Source organism: Ramlibacter monticola, assembly GCF_016722785.1.
GTDB lineage: Bacteria > Pseudomonadota > Gammaproteobacteria > Burkholderiales > Burkholderiaceae_C > Ramlibacter > Ramlibacter monticola.
In genome coordinates, this window is record NZ_JAEQNE010000001.1 from 42,309 (window position 1) to 59,678 (window position 17,370).

At 68.4% G+C, this 17,370-nt stretch carries 19 protein-coding genes; 10 read left to right on the forward strand and 9 right to left on the reverse strand.

All coding sequences use genetic code 11. The features are described from left to right. Positions 1-87 precede the first annotated feature (87 nt). Together JJ685_RS00195 and JJ685_RS00200 are read left to right on the forward strand one after the other, a co-directional pair. On the forward strand, positions 88-513 hold the full coding sequence (locus JJ685_RS00195; protein WP_201672165.1) for an NfeD family protein: 426 nt from the start codon (positions 88-90) through the stop codon (positions 511-513). A 13-nt stretch (positions 514-526) separates the two neighbouring features. After that, positions 527-1,489 (forward strand): SPFH domain-containing protein, encoded by a 963-nt coding sequence (locus JJ685_RS00200; protein ID WP_201672166.1) that lies wholly within the window; start codon positions 527-529, stop codon positions 1,487-1,489. On the opposite strand, the gene JJ685_RS00205 is transcribed toward JJ685_RS00200, so the two are convergent. The 3 genes from JJ685_RS00205 to JJ685_RS00215 are packed head-to-tail and all read right to left on the reverse strand — an operon-like array spanning position 1,462 to position 2,872. Further along, positions 1,462-1,647, reverse strand: coding sequence for a hypothetical protein (locus JJ685_RS00205; protein WP_201672167.1), 186 nt, complete (start codon positions 1,645-1,647; stop codon positions 1,462-1,464). The two genes, JJ685_RS00200 and JJ685_RS00205, sit on opposite strands and share 28 nt — an antisense overlap. Then, a complete protein-coding gene (locus tag JJ685_RS00210) occupies positions 1,648-1,839 on the reverse strand; it encodes a hypothetical protein (protein ID WP_201672168.1) in 192 nt (63 codons plus the stop codon). A gap of 28 nt (positions 1,840-1,867) precedes the next feature. Further along, complete coding sequence (locus JJ685_RS00215; RefSeq protein ID WP_201672169.1) at positions 1,868-2,872, reverse strand: adenylate/guanylate cyclase domain-containing protein; 1,005 nt, start codon at positions 2,870-2,872, stop codon at positions 1,868-1,870. A gap of 128 nt (positions 2,873-3,000) precedes the next feature. Here JJ685_RS00215 and JJ685_RS00220 point away from each other — a divergent pair, with 128 nt between their 5' ends. Both JJ685_RS00220 and JJ685_RS00225 read left to right on the forward strand, forming a co-directional pair. Next, positions 3,001-3,936 (forward strand): ABC transporter ATP-binding protein, encoded by a 936-nt coding sequence (locus JJ685_RS00220; protein ID WP_201672170.1) that lies wholly within the window; start codon positions 3,001-3,003, stop codon positions 3,934-3,936. After that, positions 3,933-4,694, forward strand: a complete 762-nt coding sequence (locus JJ685_RS00225; protein WP_201672171.1) for an ABC transporter permease — start codon at positions 3,933-3,935, stop codon at positions 4,692-4,694. Before JJ685_RS00220 ends, JJ685_RS00225 begins: the two co-directional genes overlap by 4 nt. On the opposite strand, the gene JJ685_RS00230 is transcribed toward JJ685_RS00225, so the two are convergent. Further along, positions 4,684-5,694, reverse strand: coding sequence for a LysR family transcriptional regulator (locus tag JJ685_RS00230; protein ID WP_201672172.1), 1,011 nt, complete (start codon positions 5,692-5,694; stop codon positions 4,684-4,686). The genes JJ685_RS00225 and JJ685_RS00230 overlap by 11 nt on opposite strands. Positions 5,695-5,932: 238 nt before the next feature. On the opposite strand from JJ685_RS00230, the gene JJ685_RS00235 reads away from it, so the two are divergent. The 3 genes from JJ685_RS00235 to JJ685_RS00245 all read left to right on the forward strand — a co-directional run bounded on the left by JJ685_RS00235 (position 5,933) and on the right by JJ685_RS00245 (position 8,104). Then, a complete protein-coding gene (locus JJ685_RS00235) occupies positions 5,933-6,679 on the forward strand; it encodes an SDR family oxidoreductase (protein WP_201672173.1) in 747 nt (248 codons plus the stop codon). A gap of 48 nt (positions 6,680-6,727) precedes the next feature. Then, positions 6,728-7,555, forward strand: a complete 828-nt coding sequence (locus JJ685_RS00240; protein ID WP_201672174.1) for an SDR family oxidoreductase — start codon at positions 6,728-6,730, stop codon at positions 7,553-7,555. A gap of 81 nt (positions 7,556-7,636) precedes the next feature. After that, positions 7,637-8,104: a (R)-mandelonitrile lyase gene (locus JJ685_RS00245; RefSeq protein ID WP_201672175.1), complete on the forward strand. Its 468-nt coding sequence runs from the start codon at positions 7,637-7,639 to the stop codon at positions 8,102-8,104. 99 nt (positions 8,105-8,203) lie between these two features. On the opposite strand, the gene JJ685_RS00250 is transcribed toward JJ685_RS00245, so the two are convergent. Next, a complete protein-coding gene (locus tag JJ685_RS00250) occupies positions 8,204-9,070 on the reverse strand; it encodes a LysR family transcriptional regulator (protein WP_201672176.1) in 867 nt (288 codons plus the stop codon). A 249-nt stretch (positions 9,071-9,319) separates the two neighbouring features. Here JJ685_RS00250 and JJ685_RS00255 point away from each other — a divergent pair, with 249 nt between their 5' ends. The 3 genes from JJ685_RS00255 (at position 9,320) to JJ685_RS00265 (ending at position 12,481) form a co-directional block, all read left to right on the forward strand. Then, complete coding sequence (locus JJ685_RS00255) at positions 9,320-10,306, forward strand: aldo/keto reductase (protein WP_201673639.1); 987 nt, start codon at positions 9,320-9,322, stop codon at positions 10,304-10,306. A 36-nt stretch (positions 10,307-10,342) separates the two neighbouring features. Next, a complete protein-coding gene (locus JJ685_RS00260; protein WP_201672177.1) occupies positions 10,343-11,185 on the forward strand; it encodes an SDR family oxidoreductase in 843 nt (280 codons plus the stop codon). 126 nt (positions 11,186-11,311) lie between these two features. Beyond that, positions 11,312-12,481, forward strand: a complete 1,170-nt coding sequence (locus JJ685_RS00265) for an aldo/keto reductase (protein ID WP_330901680.1) — start codon at positions 11,312-11,314, stop codon at positions 12,479-12,481. Between the two features lie 7 nt (positions 12,482-12,488). On the opposite strand, the gene JJ685_RS00270 is transcribed toward JJ685_RS00265, so the two are convergent. From JJ685_RS00270 to JJ685_RS00285, 4 genes are read right to left on the reverse strand one after another with little or no spacing between them, the layout of a single operon-like run. Next, positions 12,489-13,598 carry an Ldh family oxidoreductase gene (locus tag JJ685_RS00270; protein WP_201672179.1) on the reverse strand — a complete coding sequence of 370 codons (1,110 nt, stop codon included), beginning with the start codon at positions 13,596-13,598 and terminating at the stop codon, positions 12,489-12,491. Continuing rightward, a complete protein-coding gene (locus JJ685_RS00275) occupies positions 13,598-14,560 on the reverse strand; it encodes a tripartite tricarboxylate transporter substrate binding protein (protein ID WP_201672180.1) in 963 nt (320 codons plus the stop codon). The genes JJ685_RS00270 and JJ685_RS00275 overlap by 1 nt, the downstream gene beginning before the upstream one ends. 42 nt (positions 14,561-14,602) lie before the next feature. After that, positions 14,603-16,159, reverse strand: a complete 1,557-nt coding sequence (locus JJ685_RS00280; protein ID WP_201672181.1) for a UxaA family hydrolase — start codon at positions 16,157-16,159, stop codon at positions 14,603-14,605. Then, positions 16,159-17,355 carry a fumarylacetoacetate hydrolase family protein gene (locus tag JJ685_RS00285; protein ID WP_201672182.1) on the reverse strand — a complete coding sequence of 399 codons (1,197 nt, stop codon included), beginning with the start codon at positions 17,353-17,355 and terminating at the stop codon, positions 16,159-16,161. The genes JJ685_RS00280 and JJ685_RS00285 overlap by 1 nt, the downstream gene beginning before the upstream one ends. Positions 17,356-17,370 lie beyond the last annotated feature (15 nt).

Sequence of the window (17,370 nt, forward strand, 5' to 3'; positions counted from 1 at the left end):
GCGAATGAGCGCGAAGTGTATGAAATCCGCAGCGGCCGCACGTCGGACGGATGAGGAAATAGCCCACAATCTCGCCAAAGGGGGCTTATGGCTGACTCCACACTGTGGTGGCTGCTCGCCGGCGCGGCGGTGGCTGTCGAACTCCTGACGGGGACCTTCTACCTGCTGATGCTGGCCATCGGCCTCGTCGCGGGCGCCGTCGCGGCCCACGCCGGCGCTTCCCAGGCGACGCAACTGGTGGTCGCCGCCCTGGTGGGTGGCGGCGCCGTGGCCTTCTGGCACCTCCAACGCGGGCGCCGCCCGAAGGAACTGCCCGCGCAGGCCAACCCCAGCGTCAACCCGGACGTGGGCGAATCGGTGCACGTGGAGCACTGGGCCGCGGACCACACCGCCACCGTCCGCTACCGGGGCGCGAACTGGACGGTCGTGCCCTTCGGCGGCACCCCGCAGGGGCCCGGCGCCTACCGCGTGCGCGAGGTGGTCGGCAGCCGCCTCGTCGTGGAGAAGATCTAGAAGGAGAAGAAGAATGACCACCGCCATCGTCCTGTTCATCGTGGCCGCCGTCTTCGTCGTGCAGTCCATCAAGGTGGTGCCGCACCAGCACGCCTGGGTGGTGGAGCGGCTGGGCAAGTACCACCAGACGCTCACCCCGGGCCTGAACTTCCTCATGCCCTTCATCGACCGGGTCGCCTACAAGCACAGCCTGAAGGAGATCCCGCTGGACGTGCCGAGCCAAGTCTGCATCACGCGCGACAACACGCAGCTGCAGGTGGACGGGATTCTTTATTTCCAGGTGACCGACGCGGTGCGGGCCAGCTACGGCTCCTCCAACTACATCGTGGCGATCACCCAGCTGGCCCAGACGACGCTGCGCAGCGTGATCGGCCGCCTCGAGCTGGACAAGACCTTCGAGGAACGCGAGATGATCAACGCCCAGGTGGTCCAGGCGATCGACGAGGCCGCGCTGACCTGGGGCGTGAAGGTGCTGCGCTACGAGATCAAGGACCTGACGCCGCCCAAGGAAATCCTGCATGCCATGCAGGCGCAGATCACCGCGGAGCGCGAGAAGCGCGCGCTGATCGCGGCCTCCGAAGGCCGGCGCCAGGAGCAGATCAACATCGCCACCGGCGAGCGCGAGGCGTTCATCGCCCGCTCCGAAGGGGCCAAGCAGGCCGAGATCAACAAGGCGCAGGGTGAGGCGGCTGCCATCATCGCGGTGGCCGAGGCGACGGCCAGCGCGATCCGGCAGGTCGCCGAGGCGATCCGCCAGCCGGGCGGCGAGCAGGCGGTGCAGCTCAAGGTGGCCGAGCGGGCGGTCGATGCGTTCGGCAAGGTGGCCGAGGATTCGAACACCACGCTGGTCATCCCGGCCAACATGAGCGAGGTGTCGGGCCTCATCGCCTCGGCGATGAAGATGGTGGCCGGCACGCGCTCCACCGGCCCGGCCGGCCCGGCGCCGGCTCAGAGTCCGGGGCGGCTGGACCGGTAGCTTCCGTCGAGGCGGCTGGGGCGCGAGCGCAGGCCCCGGGGCAGCAGCGCCGTGAACAGGTCGTCGAGGGCGACGACCTTCTGGCGTGCTTCCTGCTCGCCATACCCCCGCGCCAGTTGCCCCATCAATTCGCCACGGGCGTACCAGAGCGTCTCCACCTAGACCGCGTAGCGGATGCGCCGGGCCAGGAGCTCGGACCGGTTGGTCTCGGTCAGCACGGCCAGGGCGAGCATCTCGCGTCGCAGTTCGTCGAGCTTTTCGGCCTGATCCTCCGCGGTCGGCGGCGCCAGTGTACTCACGGTCAGCAGGGCCGAGAGGGTGCTTTTCAGATCCTTGTGGAACCAGCGCATGGAATGACGTCCTTGTCTCTCTTTGTTATCAGCGGGAACCCGCGGGCGGGGTGCCCGGGTAATGCAGTGCGAGGAGTTCGGCCACGGCCAGGTCGGCCGCCGCGGCCGGGGCCGCACCCGGGCCGCCCAGGTCGGCCAGCCGGGCGAAGGTGAACAGGAGGGGCGCCTCGCCGTGCGCTCCCTCCGGGCGGGGCACGCCGTAGGTCAATTGCTGGCGCTCTTCGCGCGTGAGCCTGCCCACGAGGTTGCGGGTGAGCAGGATCGCGCCCTTGCGGCCGCCGTTCGAAAGATGACCGGCGCGGTCGGCGGCGTCCCCCAGCACGCGCAGGCCCGCCTGCCCCGGCATGCCGAGGGCGCCCAGCCAGTCCTGGCCTTCGTCGATGCCGATGCTGATGCGCAGTTCCAGGTCCCAGCCCTTGCGCACCCGCCAGCGCTGGCTGACCTGGCGCATCGCCTCCCGGGTGCGATGGGCCGCCGCCAGGGCGTTCCAGAGGTAGCTGGCCGGCGGCTGCGGCAGGAAGTAGCAGACCAGCGCTTCGCCGGCGGCACGCCCGGGGCGGCCCTGGTGCTGGCGGAAGATCGCGTCCAACTCGCCGCCGACTTCGTTCAGCAGCTCGAAGTACTCCTCGGCGCTCAGGCGCACCGAGAGGTCCGCCGCGTCCTGCAGCACGGCGACCAGCACCGCGACGGGAGTCAGGGTCGGCGGTGCCGCGGCAGCCGCGGGCTCCACGGGCGCGGGCGCGGGAACGGCCTCCCCGGCCGCCTCGCCCAGCGCGAACAGCACGCCCTGCCGGAACTGCACCGCATGGATCCAGCGCGGCGGCAAGGCGCCGGCGGCCGGCACAAGCGTCCGGGCCACCATCGGCAGCGAGGCCGGTGCAGGGAGATCGCGGTACAGCGCCTGCAGGGCGGCGGCCGCATCCGGCGCGAGGCCGGAGAACAGTTGCGTGGCCGCCGCCGGCATCGGCGCCACGACGGTGCTGAGGCGGCACAGGGCCTCCTCGGTCAGCGGTGGCTCGAGTTCATCGGACATGGCATAGTCGGGCCGCCGCGGGCGGCCCTGCGCCCCATGCTAGGGCAGGCCCGCCCGCGACCTGTAGGACGTGCGCCCGACCTGTCCCGGCGCGTCCCGCCGGGAATTGGGATACGCTGCGCGGCCACATGCGTGAAGCGATCCTCTCCATCGACGGGCTTTCCAAGACCTACGCGTCCGGTTTCTCGGCCCTGAAGAACATCAGCCTCGAGATCCGGCGGGGCGAGATCTTCGCCCTGCTCGGACCCAACGGCGCGGGCAAGACCACCCTGATCAGCATCGTCTGCGGCATCGTCAACGCGAGCACCGGGACGGTCACGGTCGACGGGCATGACATCGGCCGGAATTTTCGAGCCGCGCGTTCGCGCATCGGACTGGTTCCCCAGGAACTCACGACCGACGCCTTCGAGACCGTGTGGAACACGGTGAGCTTCAGCCGCGGCTTGTTCGGCAAGCCACCCCATCCTGCGCATATCGAGCGGGTGCTGCGGGACCTGTCACTGTGGGACAAGAGGGACAGCCAGCTGCGCACCCTCTCGGGCGGCATGAAGCGACGGGTTCTGATCGCCAAGGCGCTGTCGCACGAACCCACCCTGCTCTTTCTCGACGAGCCGACCGCTGGCGTGGACGTGACCCTGCGCCAGGAGATGTGGAATCTCGTGCGCTCACTGCGCGCCGGCGGTGTCACGATCATCCTGACCACCCACTACATCGACGAAGCGGAACAGATGGCCGACCGCATCGGCATCATCAGCAAGGGCGAGATCATCCTGGTGGAAGAGAAGGCGGAGCTGATGCGCAAGCTGGGGACCAAGCAGCTCACGCTGCACCTGGCGCAGCCGATGGACCGGTTGCCCGTCGCCCTGGGCAACTACGCCCTGCAGCTGGGCGGCGACGGCTCCGAGCTGGTCTACACCTACGACGCTCGAACGGAGCGCTCCGGCATCAGTCACCTGCTGCAGGACCTGGAGGCCGCCGGCATCGACTTCAAGGACCTGGAGACCCGCCAGAGCTCCCTCGAGGACATCTTCGTGACCCTGGTGCATGACACCGACCGCCCATGAACCTGCACGCGATCCGCGCGATCTACCGCTTCGAGATGGCCCGCACCTTCAGGACCCTGCTGCAAAGCATCGTCTCACCGGTGGTCTCGACTTCCCTGTACTTCGTGGTGTTCGGCTCCGCCATCGGCTCGCGCATCCCGGAGGTGGGCGGCGTCAGCTACGGAGCCTTCATCGTCCCCGGCCTGGTCATGCTGTCGCTGCTGACCCAAAGCATTTCCAACGCCTCCTTCGGCATCTACTTTCCGAAGTTCTCCGGCACGATCTACGAGCTGCTGTCGGCTCCGGTCTCGGCGTTCGAGATCGTCATCAGCTATGTCGGAGCGGCCGCGACGAAATCCATCGCGCTGGGCCTCATCATCCTGGCGACCGCGGCCCTGTTCGTTCCCTTGCGGATCATGCATCCCGGCGTCATGCTGCTGTTCCTGGCCCTCACCGCCGTGACCTTCAGCTTGCTGGGCTTCATCATCGGGATCTGGGCCGATGGCTTCGAGAAACTGCAGTTCATCCCGACCTTGATCGTGACGCCCCTCACTTTCCTGGGCGGCAGTTTCTATTCCATCGACATGCTGCCGCCGTTCTGGCAGAAGGTCACCCTGTTCAACCCGGTGGTCTACCTGATCAGCGGATTTCGGTGGAGCTTCTACGGCGTGGCCGACGTGAGCGTGGGCATCAGCCTGGGCATGACGCTGTTGTTCATGACGCTGTGCATGGGGGTGGTGGCGTACATGTTCAAGACCGGTTACCGGCTCAAGAGCTGAGCGCTCGTTGACTGTGTCGAATCTCCCGTGGTGCGGGGATGGTCCGCCTCGCGCCCCTGGCCTCGGCTGCGGCCAGTTCCCCGGCGCCCAGCACATAGGCCGGATTGCTGGCCACCCGCTCCACCGCGAGGTCGATGAATGCGCGCACGCGCGTGGGCTGGGCGGCACGGCTGCCGTAGTAGATGAAGACGCTCGAGCTGTCGGCCACGTGCTGCGTCAGCAACGGAACGAGCCGTCCGCTACGGATGTGCGCAGCCGCGGCGACACCCGTGAGCGAGGCAATGACATGGCCGGCGAGGACGGCTTCGGTCTCGATGGCCTCGTCATTCAGGATCAGCGCCGGGACGACGTGGTGCTCCACCAGGTCGCCGTCGACCTTCACGTACCAGGGAAGGATGCGGCCGGTGCCCGCATGCCGGAAGGCGCTGCACTTGTGCTTCGCCAGGTCGTTCAGGCTCTGCGGTGCCCCGTGCTTCTGCAGGTAAGTCGGGGCGGCGCAGACGATCAACTGCAGGGGGAACAGCTTGCGCGCGATCACACCCTCTGCCGCCGACGCGCCGACCCGGAATCCGACGTCGACGCGGTCTTCCACCCAGTTCCCGATGCGGTCGTCGAGTTGCACGTCGGGCTGCACGTCCGGGTAGCGCCGGCAGAACTCGTCGAGCAAGGGCCAGAGGACCGGCGTGAAGACCGAGCGCGGACCCACGATGCGCAGGGGGCCCGCGATGTCGTCCTTGGCGCGGCGCGTCATCTCCAGCGCGCGCTGCATGCCGGCCAGGGCTGGCAGCGCGGCTTCGAGGAATTGCCTGCCTTCGTCCGTGAGCGACATGCTGCGTGTCGTGCGGTGGAAGAGCCGCACGCCCAGGTGCTGCTCCAGTTGCGCCAGTGCCTGGCTCGCTGCCTGGGGCGTCATGCCCTGCGCCTCTGCCGCGCGCCGCAGGCTCCCCAGCTCCGCTGTCTTGGCGAAGGTGGCGATGGAGCGCAGCTCGTTGATGGGCATTGGCCGCGGATTATCAAGGACTGCTTGGTAATCCATCAAGCTGCGCGCGTCTAGTCCCGGCGCGCCCCGGTGCCTACATTCGACGGCATGAACAGATCCCTCGCCGCGTGGCTCGTGGCAGCAGCAACGGCACTGGCCTGCGCGCTGGCAACTCCCGCCGAAGACCCGGCCACGGAAGCAGCCATCGCCTTCTGCCTGCGCTGAAGGGATCCTTCCTCCCCCTTTTCCGGAGTTCCCCATGAGCGACAACATCGCATCCAAGGTCATCGTCATCACCGGCGCCAGCAGCGGCTTGGGCGAAGCGGCTGCGCGCTTGCTGTCCGGACAAGGCGCCACGGTCGTGCTCGGCGCCCGTCGCTTCGAGCGCATCGCCGCCCTCGCCGAAGAACTGAAGTCCCGCGGCGGCAAGGCCCTTGCACTGGCGACCGACGTCACGGATGCCGCGCAGGTGAAAAAGTTGGTCGACGCCGCCGTGCGGTCCTTCGGCCGCATCGACGTGATCGTCAACAACGCCGGGCTGATGCCGCACTCGCTGCTGGCGCAGGCCAAGGTCGACGACTGGAACCGCATGATCGACGTGAACATCAAGGGCGTGCTGTACGGCATCGCGGCGGCCCTGCCCCACATGCAGGCGCAGAAGTCCGGCCAGATCATCAACGTGTCCTCGGTGGCGGGGCACAAGGTGGGCATCGGCAATGCCGTGTACTCGGCGACCAAGCACGCGGTGCGCGTGATCTCGGAGGGGCTGCGGCAGGAAGTCAAGCCCTACAACCTGCGCACCACCATCATCTCTCCCGGCGCGGTGGCGACCGAACTGCCCGAGAGCGCGACCGACCCTGCCGTGGCCGCCAATCTGCGCAAGTTCTACGACGCCTATGCCATCCCGGCCGACTCGTTCGCCCGCGCCGTGGCGTTCGCCATCAGCCAGCCGGAAGACGTGGACATCAACGAGATCCTGTTCCGGCCGACGAAGCAGGAACTCTGAGGAAGAGGCCGGGACGGAACCGGCCATCGACATCGAAAGGAAAGAGACGTGAGTGAAGTCGTCGTCGTCATCGGGCCGGGCCAGATCGGCCAGGCCATCGCCCGCCGGGTCGGCGTCGGCAAGCACGTGCTGCTGGCCGACCTGCGCGCGGAGAACGCCAAGTCCGCCGCGCAGGTGCTGGGCGATGCGGGCTACGACGTGAGCGTCGCGACCGTCGATGCGTCGTCACGGGCGGACGTGCATGCGCTGGTCGAACAGGCCACGGCCATCGGCGAGGTCACGCGCCTGGTCCATGCAGCCGGCGTGTCCCCGTCCCAGGCCTCCCCCGCGACCATCCTGAAGGTGGACCTGTACGGGACGGCCATGATCCTCGAAGAGTTCGGCAGCGTGATCGCACGCGGCGGGTCCGGCGTGGTGATCGCGTCGCAATCGGGTCATCGGCTGGCACCGCTCGGCGTGGAACAGAACAAGGCCCTGGCGACCACGCCGGTGGAAGACCTGCTCGCCCTGCCCTTCCTGCAGCCGGACCAGGTGAAGGACTCCCTGCACGCCTACCAGCTCTCCAAGCGCGGCAACTCGCTGCGCGTGATGGCGGAGGCGGTGCGCTGGGGCAAGCGCGGGGCGCGGGTGAACACGATCAGCCCCGGCATCATCATGACGCCGCTGGCGAAGGACGAACTCACCGGCCCGCGCGGCGAAGGCTATCGCCGCATGCTCTCCGTCTCCGCCGCCGGCCGCGCCGGCACGCCCGATGAAGTGGCTTCGCTCGCCGCGCTGATGATGGGGCCGGAAGGCGGGTTCATCACCGGCAGCGACTTCCTGATGGATGGCGGCGTGACGGCGGCCTACTGGTACGGCGAACTCGCGCCGCAATGAGCACGGCTCGCGCCGCAGCAACGCCACGGGACGCAGCGTACGGCAGTTGCCGCTGGCACGCAACGACTTGAAGGACAGTGCATGAAATCCCTCGCAGCGACCGTGATGTCGCTCTCCATCGCCGCCGCATCCGCGCAGGGGCAGCAGGAATTGAAGATCACTCGCAGCGGCTCGCAGCCCGCCAGCAAGGGTCCCGAGCAGAACTTCACCGGCTCCGTCCGCGTGGACACGCTGTTCCGCGCGGACGAACCGGCGCGTGTCTCCGGCGGCTTCGTCACTTTCGAGCCCGGCGCGCGCACCGCATGGCACACGCACCCGCTGGGGCAGACGCTGATCGTCACATCCGGCGTCGGGCGCGTGCAGCGCTGGGGTGGGCCCATCGAGGAGATCCGGCCCGGCGACGTGGTCTGGATCCCGCCCGGGACGAAACACTGGCACGGCGCATCCACGGGTTCCGCCATGACGCATATCGCGATCGCGGAACAGCTGGCCGGCAAGAGCGTGGACTGGCTGGAGAAGGTCGGCGACGCGCAGTACGAAGGGAAATGAACATGAAGAACTCCACGAGCCCCGCCGAAGTGCGCTCCGCCGGCACGGACCGGCGCTCGCGTGGCGTGGCGCACTCGGCCGCGTCGTCCTGCGCTCCCTTCAATTCCGACGAATCGCGTAATCGACCAGGGCGCGAAGCTTCGTCGATTGGTTGCGCCGGTTCGGGTAGTACAGGTAGAACCCCGGGAACGTCGGCGAAAACGGGGCCAGCACGCGTTTGAGTCGCTTGTCCTTCAGGTGTTGCCGCACGAGTGGCTCGAAGGTGTAGGCAAGCCCGATGCCTTCGAGAGCGGCCTCCACGCCGAAGATGGTGTCGCTGATCGTGAGGTTGCCGCCGATCTCGTATTCCACCGTACGCCCGTTCACCTCGAACTCCCATTTGTAGATGGCGCCCGTGCCCGCGAAGCGGAATCGCACGCAGTTGTGCCGGGCCAGGTCGTCCGGATGGCGAGGTGCGGGGAAGCGCTGCAGGTATTCAGGGGAAGCCACCACCGCGACGACGACGGGGCCGCCAAGAGGCACGGCCACCATGTCCTTGTGGACGCTCTCGCCCATCCGCACGCCGGCATCGAAACCACGCTCGACGATGTCGACGAAGCCTTCGTCGTTCGTCAGTTCCAGGTGAACGTGCGGATTCTCCTTGAGGAAGCCCGCCAGCATCGGCTGCAGGACCATCGCGATGGAGATCCGCGCCGCGTTCAGGCGAAGGGTTCCGGCGGGGCGTCCTTGCAGCGCATTCAGGTCCTCGCCAGCTTCCACGACCTGGCCCAGTGCCGGCCCGACGCGCGCGAGGTAGGCCTCGCCGGCCTCGGTGAGGCTCACGCTGCGCGTGGTCCGGTGCAGGAGTTGCACCCCCAGGCGGGTCTCCAGCTGTCGAATCGCCTGGCTCAATGCGGAAGCCGAGACCTCGAGTTCCGCCGCCGCCCTGGTGAACCCGCGGTGCTCCGCCACCTTCCAGAAGGCCATCAATCCGTCAAGTTGATTCAGCTTCACATCATGAAGCTTACCTTCACAAGTCGTTCAGCGTTTGGCCATTTTTCTTTCGAGTGAGGCGACCGACATTCGAGGTCAACGAACTCCAGGTCACCTCTTCAAGGATCGTCCATGCACCCACGCAACCGCCGCCAGTTCCTTGCCGCAACCACGCGTGCCGGCGCCGCGCTGGCGATCGCGCCCACCACCTGGGCCGCGTCACCCACCCGCAAGGAAAGCAGCATGAAGACCCGCCATCTCGGAAAACTCCAGGTGTCTGAACTCGGCGCCGGCTGCATGAGCATCAGCGCGAATTACGGCCCGCCAGCAGATCGCCGGCAGGGCATCGAGACCATCCGGAAGGCGCATGCCAACGGCGTGACGTTCTTCGACACGGCCGAGGTCTACGGCCCCTACACCAATGAAGATCTGGTGGGCGAGGCGCTCGCTCCCGTGCGCGACGAGGTGGTGATTGCCACCAAGTTCGGCTTCGACATGGACAACGGCGGCGCGCTGAACAGCCGGCCCGCCCACATCCGGAAGGTGGTGGAAGGATCCCTCAAGCGCCTGCGCACCGACCGGATCGACCTCTACTACCAGCACCGCGTCGCCCCGAGTGTGCCGATCGAGGAGGTGGCCGGGACGATCAAGGACCTGGTCGCCGAGGGCAAGGTTCTGCATTTCGGCCTGTCGGAAGCGAGCGCCGAAACCATCCGCCGCGCCCATGCCGTGCTGCCCGTGTCGGCGGTGCAGACGGAATACTCGGTGATGAACCGAGACCCCGAGCACAACGGCGTGCTGAAGGCGTGCGAGGAACTGGGCATCGGTTTCGTGCCCTGGGGACCGCTCGGAATGGGCTACCTCCCGGGGACATTGAACGCGGATACGAAGTTCGACCCGAAGACCGACTTGCGCGCTGGCTTCGACCGCTTCTCGCCTGCGGCCCTGGAGGCGAACCGATCCTTCGTGGACCTGCTCAAGCGCATCGGCCAACAGAAGGGCGCGACGTCGGCGCAGGTCGCACTCGCCTGGCTGTTGGCGCAGAAGCCCTGGATCGTCCCGATTCCTGGTACGCGCAATCCCGATCACCTGCAGGAGAACCACGGTGCCCTTGCAGTGCGCTTGTCGGCCGCGGACCTCCAGCAGATCGATAGCGCCCTCGCCAGGTTGAAGGTGCACGGTGGCCGCATGAACGCGGAGCAGATGAAGGTCGTCGAGCCGAGAGCGTGACCAGGCCGCGCGCCGTCTCTTCAGGAAGGAACACACATGGCTGACAAACAGGTATGGCTCGTGACGGGCGCCGGGCGGGGTTTGGGCACCGAGATTGCCAAAGCCGCACTTGCCGCTGGACACCGCGTGGTGGCGACTGGCCGCGACGCGGGGAAAGTGGCGGCGGCCATCGGTCGATCCGAGAACCTGCTGAGCATCCAACTGGATGTGACGAGCCTCGATGACGCCAGGACGGCTGTCGCCGCCACGCTCGCGGAGTTCGGCAGGCTCGACGTCCTCGTGAACAACGCAGGCAATTTCCATGCAGGCTTCTTCGAGGAATTGAGCCCCGAGCAGGTCCGCCAGCAGATCGAAACGCTCCTGTTCGGGCCCATGAACGTCACCCGGGCCGCACTGCCCGCGATGCGCAGGCAGCGCTCCGGCCTCGTGCTCACCATCTCGTCGACCGCCGGCATCACCGGGCAAGCGTTCTGCACGGCCTATGCCGCCGCGAAGTTCGGTGTGGAGGGCTGGATGGAGTCGTTGGATCCAGAGGTGCGCCAATTCGGGATCCGCACCATGCTGGTGGAGCCGGGCTTCTTCCGGACCGAACTGCTCTCGCCGGACTCCACGACGTTCGCCAAGCCCAGCATCCCCGACTACGCCGAGCAGACTCGCGAAACCGTCACCGCCTGGAGCGGCATGAACGGCAAACAAGGCGGGGACCCTGCGAAGCTTGCCAAGGCGATTGTCGAACTTGCCGGCCTTGACGCGCCGCCGGCCCGCTTCGCTGCCGGCGTCGATGCGCTGGAAACCTTCGTGGCGAAGGCCGACGCCCTGCGGGCGCAGGCCGCCGCATTCCGGGAACTGTCCTCGTCCCTCGCACACGAGAACGCTTAGGGAGCGAAGAGGATCATCAAGCGCCGCTTGCGAGTCCTTCAATGCATTCGGGTCTAGTCCGAACGATGGGCGCCTCCTACAGTCGTCCTCATGCCGACCCAGCAACCTCCCATCAAGTCCCGACAAGTGGAAAGCATCCACCGCCGCCAGTTGCTCGCTGCTGCGGGCACGCTGGCCATAGTCCCCGCTCTCCTGTCTGCCTGTGCGGCGCCTTCCGGGGCGCCCCCCGCAGGCACCGCAGGCGCGGTCGCAGCCGCAGGCACGAGCACGCGGCGGCGGCTGGGTCCTTTCCAGGTCTTCCCCATCGGTATGGGCGTGCAGTGGCACCGAGGCCGCACCCCGCAAGAGGTGAACGACCTGTACGCCAGCAGCACCGACCGTTCGGCGGGCATGGCCCTGATTCGCCATGCGGTGGATCTCGGCGTCGCGCTCTTCGACACCGCCGAGGCCTACGGTCCGCTCTTCTCCGAAGAACTCGTCGGCGAAGCGCTTCAAGGGCGCCGCAACCAGGTCGTGCTGTGCACCAAGTTCGGCTTCGACATCGACCCCCGGTCCGGGGAGCGACGCGGGGGCCTCAACAGTCGGCCCGAGCACATTCGCGAAGTCGTGGACAACCAGCTGCGGCGCTTGCGCACCGACCGCATCGACCTGCTCTACCAGCACCGCGTCGATCCCAACGTGCCCATCGAAGATGTCGCCGGCACGATCAAGGACCTGGTGGCCCAGGGCAAGGTGCTCCATTACGGGATGTCGGAGCCCGGCCTGCAGAGTGTCCGCCGCGCGCACGCCGTGCACCCGGTGGCAGTGATCCAGAACGAGTATTCGATGCTGTGGCGGGGTCCCGAAGCGCAGGTGCTGCCGCTCTGCGAGGAGCTCGGCATCGGCTTCGTGTGCTGGAGCCCGCTGGGCATGGGCTTCCTGGCAGGGACCGTCAGCGCCAGGACGCGCTTCGGCGAGGGTGACTTCCGCGCCGCCGTGCCTCGTTTCGCGCCCGATGCGCTGCCGGCCAACATGGCGCTGGTGCGGCTGGTGCAGGCCTGGGCGCGTCGCAAGAACGCGACCCCGGCGCAGCTCGCACTGGCCTGGTTGAGTGCCCGCAAGCCCTTCATCGTGCCCGTCCCCGGAACCACGAACGTGGCCCACCTGGAGGAGAACGTCGCTGCAGCGTCGATTTCGTTCAGCCCGGTGGAGTTGGACGAGCTCAGCGCCGCCCTCGCGGCCATCCCTGTCCGTGGCGAGCGGCTGTCGCCGGCGGTGCTGGCGGGAACCGGCGTCGAGGCTGTGCCGAAGCGGTGAAGGGGGTCTACAGCAGTCGCTGGCTGGAGCCGATGCCTGCCGCGGACCTGCGGGGCACTGTCTCCACGTGCGGCAGCGGGACCTTGTACTTCTCAGCCCACGGACGGATCGCGGGCAGGATCGCTTCGTGCAGCAGCACGCCAGTCTCGGCCTGGGTGGCGGCAAGCTGATAGCCCCGTTCGCCCGGCAGGCGAACGGGCCGCTGCGCGTCGACGGGCCTGGATGCGCGGCACTGGCGGGCCACCGCGCCCATCTGCCGTTCGAAGGCGTCCACTCCCGCAAAGGCGGCGGGGTCGATGACCTGCAGGAACACCGTGGCGCCCCAACCGTCGCGGGGGTCGGCGCGGCCATGGCCTGCGAGGCCGCCCGTCAAGGCCTCGACCAGCAGCGAAAGCCCGTAGCCCTTGTGCCCCGAATCGAGCCCGCCCAGGGGAAGGATGGTGCCCTTCGGCTCGTTGAACAACACGGCCGGATCATCGGAGGGCTGTCCGTGGCCGTCGATCAACCAGGCAGCCGGAAGCTTGCCGCCCTCCTGGTAGAGCCGCCCCGTCATGCCGTTGGTGGTGGTGGAGGTGGAGATGTCGATGGACGCGGGCGTGCCCCCCGTGGGGAAGCCCGCCGAAATCGGGTTGGGCGTGAAGACCGGGTCCAGGCCTCCGAAGGGCGCGACGCTCGCGGTGTTCGGATCGGAACAGGTGAGCAGCAGCACGAGTCCCTGCTCCGCCGCCCGGCGGTGGTAACTCGCCAGGCAGCCGATGTGGTGGCTGCGGCGGATCACCACCGTCCCGGTGCCCTCGGCCCGCCCCTGCCGGGCCGCCTGCTCCAGCGCCTGCAGCACCAGCCAGGGTCCGGGCAGGCGGCGGCCATCCCACAGCTGCGCTGCCGGGCGCGACGACAAGACTTCGGGCCCGCCCTCGAGCGCCATGCTGCCCTTCTCGATCTCGGCGAGGTAGGGCGCGAGCAGTTGCAGCCCGTGCGTGGTGTGCCCCATCAGGTCCCCGTCCACCAATACGGTCGCGACGGCCTGCGCCTTGTCCGCCGGCATTCCGGCTTTCCCGAGCAGGGCGACGGCGAAGTCCGTGAGCTGCGCAGCGGACAGGCGCAGGTGCTCGCCCATCACTGTCCCTTGAGTCCGAGCTTCTTGATCAGGGCGCCGTAGTAGGCGTGGTCCCGCGCCATGACTGCGCCGAAACCCTCGCCATCGGCATAGGCATAGCCCATGTTCTGTTTTTCGAGCGCTTCACGCAGGCTGGGCTCCTGCATCGTCTTGGCGGTCATGGCGCGCAGGGTGGCGACCACGTCCGGCGGCGTGCCCTTGGGCACGGCCAGTCCGCGCCAGGTGCCGATCTGGATGTCCAGGCCGCGCTCCTTGAGCGTGGGCACGTTCTCGAAGCCCTTGATGCGCTCCTCCGACATCACCGCCAGCACGCGCAGCTTGCCGGCGGCAACGTGGCTATAGACTTCCGCGGCGCTGACCGTGATCGCTTCGATGTGGCCACCGAGCAGGGTGAGCGCGGCCGGATTGGCGCCGGCGAACGGGATGTGGTTGAAGTGCGCGCCCGTCTTGTCCTCGAGGGCCGCGGCGGCCAGGTGCCAGGTGGAGCCGTTGCCGCCGTTGCCGATGCGGAAGTCGGCCTTCTTGGCGGCCGCGATGAATTCCTCCACCGTCTTCCACGGTGCATCGGCGCGCACCGTGATCGCCGCCGGGTCGTAGTTCAGGCGGGCGATCGGCGTGAAGTCCTGGTACGTGATCCTGGTCAGCCCCATGTTCGGCTGCGTCATGAGGTCGGTCGCCAGCAGCGCCACCTTGTAGCCCGGCTCCTTGCCGTTCAGGACGTCGGCCCAGCCGATGGCACCGGCGGCGCCCGGCTTGTTCATGACGATCAGCGGCTGCGGCAGGTGCTTGACCGCCGCCACCGCGAAGGCGCGCCCGAGGACGTCGGTGCCGCCGCCGGCCGGGTAAGGCACGACGAGTTCGACCGGCTTGGACGGGTACGCGGCCGGCTGCGCCATCGGGCACAGGGGCAAGGCGGCGAGGGCCAGCAGGCCGAGTAGGTCGCGCCGGTTGGGAAAGGTCATGGTTGCGTCTCCTGGTGGGTCTTGGTGAGGGGGATGCGGGGTTCAGGTGATCGCGCCGAGCTGCCAGGGCACGAATTCGTTCTGGCCGTAGCCGTGCAGCTCGCTCTGCGTGCGCTCGCCGGAGGCGATGCGCAGGATGGCCTGGAAGATCTCCTCGCCCATGGCATCTACGGAGAGGTCGCCATCGGCGATCGGCCCGCAGTTGATGTCCATGTCGGCGCGCTGCCGCTGCCACAGCGCGTTGTTGGTGGCCAGCTTGATCGAAGGCGCGGGCGCGCAGCCGTATGCGGAGCCCCGGCCGGTGGTGAAGCAGATCAGGTTGGCACCGCCGGCCACCTGGCCCGTGGCGCTGACCGGGTCGTAGCCCGGCGTGTCCATGAAGACCAGGCCGTGCGAACGCACCGGCTGCGCGTACTCGACGACGTCCACCAGGTTGCTGCTGCCGCCCTTGGCGACGGCGCCCAGCGACTTCTCGAGGATGGTCGTCAGGCCGCCCGCCTTGTTGCCCGCCGAGGGGTTGTTGTTCATGTCGGCGCCCATGCGCTCGCAATACGCTTCCCACCAGCGGATGCGATCCAGCAGCTTGTCGGCCACCTCGCGACTTTGCGCGCGGCGCGTCAGCAGGTGTTCGGCTCCGTAGATCTCGGGCGTTTCCGAGAGGATCGCGGTGCCGCCGTGGCGCACGAGCCGGTCCATGGCGGCGCCGAGGGCGGGGTTGGCGGTCATGCCGGAATAGCTGTCCGATCCGCCGCACTGCAGGCCGACGACCAGGTGGCTCGCAGGGACCGGCACGCGCTCGACCCGGTTGGCTTCGGGCAGCAGCGCGCGCACGGCTTCCACGCCGCGCTGCACCGCCAGCGCGGTGCCGCCGCTGTCCTGGATGTTGAACGTCTGCAGCGTCGGGCCCGCGACCAGGTTCTCGTGCGCGATCCAGGAGGAGATCTGGTTGGTCTCGCAACCCAGTCCGATAACGAGCACGGCCGCGAAGTTGGCGTGCCGCGCGTAGCCGGCCAGCGTGCGGCGCAGGACGCGCAGGCCCTCGCCTTCCGAGTCGATCGCGCAGCCGGCGCCGTGCGTGAGGGCGACGACGCCGTCGACGTTCGGGAAGTCCGCCAGCGCTTCCGGCCGGATGTCGCGCCGGAAGTGATCGGCGATGGCGCGGGCCGCGGTGGCGGAGCAGTTCACCGAGGTGAGCACGCCGATGTAGTTGCGCGTGGCCACGCGGCCGTCGGCGCGCACGATGCCCATGAAGGTGGCGGGCTCCGCGACGGCTTGCGTGGGACGCGCGTCGATGCCCGCCACCCCGGCGGCGTCGCGGTCGAAGCTGCCCATCGCGAGGTTGTGCACATGCACGTGCGCGCCGCAGCGGATCGCCTGCGAGGCGAAGCCGATGATCTGGCCGTAGCGGCGCACCGGCTCGCCGGCGGCGATGTCGCGCACGGCCAGCTTGTGGCCGGGCGGAACCAGCCCCGCCACGCGCACACCCTCTTCCGGCAATAAGGTGCCCGTGAGCAGTTGCTGCCGGGCGATGACGACGTCGTCGTCCGCATGCAGGCGGATCGTGAGCGGCCCCACCGGGGCCCCGGTCGCGGCGTCCATCAGAGCCCGCCTTTCGCCAGCAGTCCGCGCTGTGCCAGGTTGGCCATGAAGGCGCGCAGGCCGAAGGTCCAGGGGGCGGCGCTCTCGCTGTGCGCCACCCGGTTGCACAGTTCGCCCAGCCGGGCGCTGCGGATGGAGACGCGGTCGCCCACCTTGTGGGTGAAGCCTGCACCCGGTGCGTCCCGGTCCTGCGTCGGCGCGAACAGGGTGCCGAGGAACAGCATGAAGCCGTCGGGGTACTGGTGCGCGGCGATCGTCTGGTCGACGATGTCCTGCGGCTCGCGGCTGATGAACTCCATCGAGTTCAGCCCTTCCAGCACGAAGCCCTCGGGGCCGTCCACGCGCAGGTCCACCCTCTCCCGGCGCACGTCGTGCAGGCCGAAGCTCGCATCGAACAGGCGGATGAACGGGCCGATGGCGCAGGAGGCGTTGTTGTCCTTGGCCTTGGACAGCAGCAGCGCGCTGCGGCCTTCCAGGTCGCGCAGGTTCACGTCGTTGCCGAGCGCCGCGCCGACGATCCCGCCGCGGCTGTTCACCGCCAGCACGATTTCGGGTTCCGGGTTGTTCCAGGTGGAATCGGAGCGGATGCCGATGTCGGCGCCCGTGCCCACCGAGGACAGCACCGGCGCCTTGCTGAAGACCTCGGCGTCGGGCCCGATGCCCACTTCCAGGTACTGCGACCAGAGGCCCTGCTCCTGCAAGAGCGCTTTCAGGCGCATGGCCTGGGCGGATCCCGGCTTGACGGCCGAGAGGTCGGTGCCGATCTGCGCGACCACGCGCGCACGGACTTCCTGCGCCTTGCCCGGGTCGCCGTCAGCCTGCTCTTCGATCACGCGTTCGATCAGGCTGGTGGCGAAGGTCACGCCGGCAGCCTTCACCACCTGCAGGTCGCAAGGCGCGAGGAAGAAGGGCCTGGCGGCATCGCGCCGTGATTCGTCGCTGTTGGCGACGATTTCCTCCAGGCTGCCCAGGCGCTCGCCGGTCGCTTCGCGCACCGCACGGGCGGGCTCCGGCAGGTCCAGCAGCGTGCTCACGGTCGGGAATTCGGCCGTGAGGTCGTACACACCGTGTTCGCGCAACGCGACGACGCAGGGGCCTTGCACGGCCGGGCGCCAGACGCGCGCCACCAGCGTGCCGGCGTAGCCGTCGTCGGGAAGGAAGCGCTCTGCGGACAATCGCAGGGAATGCGAATTCATGGGAAGGGAAACTCC

Bases quoted from the DNA above. Each gene is read 5' to 3' on its own strand.
- JJ685_RS00195 (WP_201672165.1), top strand. From the start codon at position 88: ATGGCTGACTCCACACTGTGGTGGCTGCTCGCCGGCGCGGCGGTGGCT.
- JJ685_RS00200 (WP_201672166.1), top strand. From the start codon at position 527: ATGACCACCGCCATCGTCCTGTTCATCGTGGCCGCCGTCTTCGTCGTG.
- JJ685_RS00210 (WP_201672168.1), bottom strand. From the start codon at position 1,839: ATGCGCTGGTTCCACAAGGATCTGAAAAGCACCCTCTCGGCCCTGCTG.
- JJ685_RS00215 (WP_201672169.1), bottom strand. From the start codon at position 2,872: ATGTCCGATGAACTCGAGCCACCGCTGACCGAGGAGGCCCTGTGCCGC.
- JJ685_RS00220 (WP_201672170.1), top strand. From the start codon at position 3,001: ATGCGTGAAGCGATCCTCTCCATCGACGGGCTTTCCAAGACCTACGCG.
- JJ685_RS00225 (WP_201672171.1), top strand. From the start codon at position 3,933: ATGAACCTGCACGCGATCCGCGCGATCTACCGCTTCGAGATGGCCCGC.
- JJ685_RS00230 (WP_201672172.1), bottom strand. From the start codon at position 5,694: ATGCCCATCAACGAGCTGCGCTCCATCGCCACCTTCGCCAAGACAGCG.
- JJ685_RS00235 (WP_201672173.1), top strand. From the start codon at position 5,933: ATGAGCGACAACATCGCATCCAAGGTCATCGTCATCACCGGCGCCAGC.
- JJ685_RS00245 (WP_201672175.1), top strand. From the start codon at position 7,637: ATGAAATCCCTCGCAGCGACCGTGATGTCGCTCTCCATCGCCGCCGCA.
- JJ685_RS00250 (WP_201672176.1), bottom strand. From the start codon at position 9,070: ATGGCCTTCTGGAAGGTGGCGGAGCACCGCGGGTTCACCAGGGCGGCG.
- JJ685_RS00255 (WP_201673639.1), top strand. From the start codon at position 9,320: ATGAAGACCCGCCATCTCGGAAAACTCCAGGTGTCTGAACTCGGCGCC.
- JJ685_RS00260 (WP_201672177.1), top strand. From the start codon at position 10,343: ATGGCTGACAAACAGGTATGGCTCGTGACGGGCGCCGGGCGGGGTTTG.
- JJ685_RS00270 (WP_201672179.1), bottom strand. From the start codon at position 13,598: ATGGGCGAGCACCTGCGCCTGTCCGCTGCGCAGCTCACGGACTTCGCC.
- JJ685_RS00275 (WP_201672180.1), bottom strand. From the start codon at position 14,560: ATGACCTTTCCCAACCGGCGCGACCTACTCGGCCTGCTGGCCCTCGCC.
- JJ685_RS00280 (WP_201672181.1), bottom strand. From the start codon at position 16,159: ATGGACGCCGCGACCGGGGCCCCGGTGGGGCCGCTCACGATCCGCCTG.
- JJ685_RS00285 (WP_201672182.1), bottom strand. From the start codon at position 17,355: ATGAATTCGCATTCCCTGCGATTGTCCGCAGAGCGCTTCCTTCCCGAC.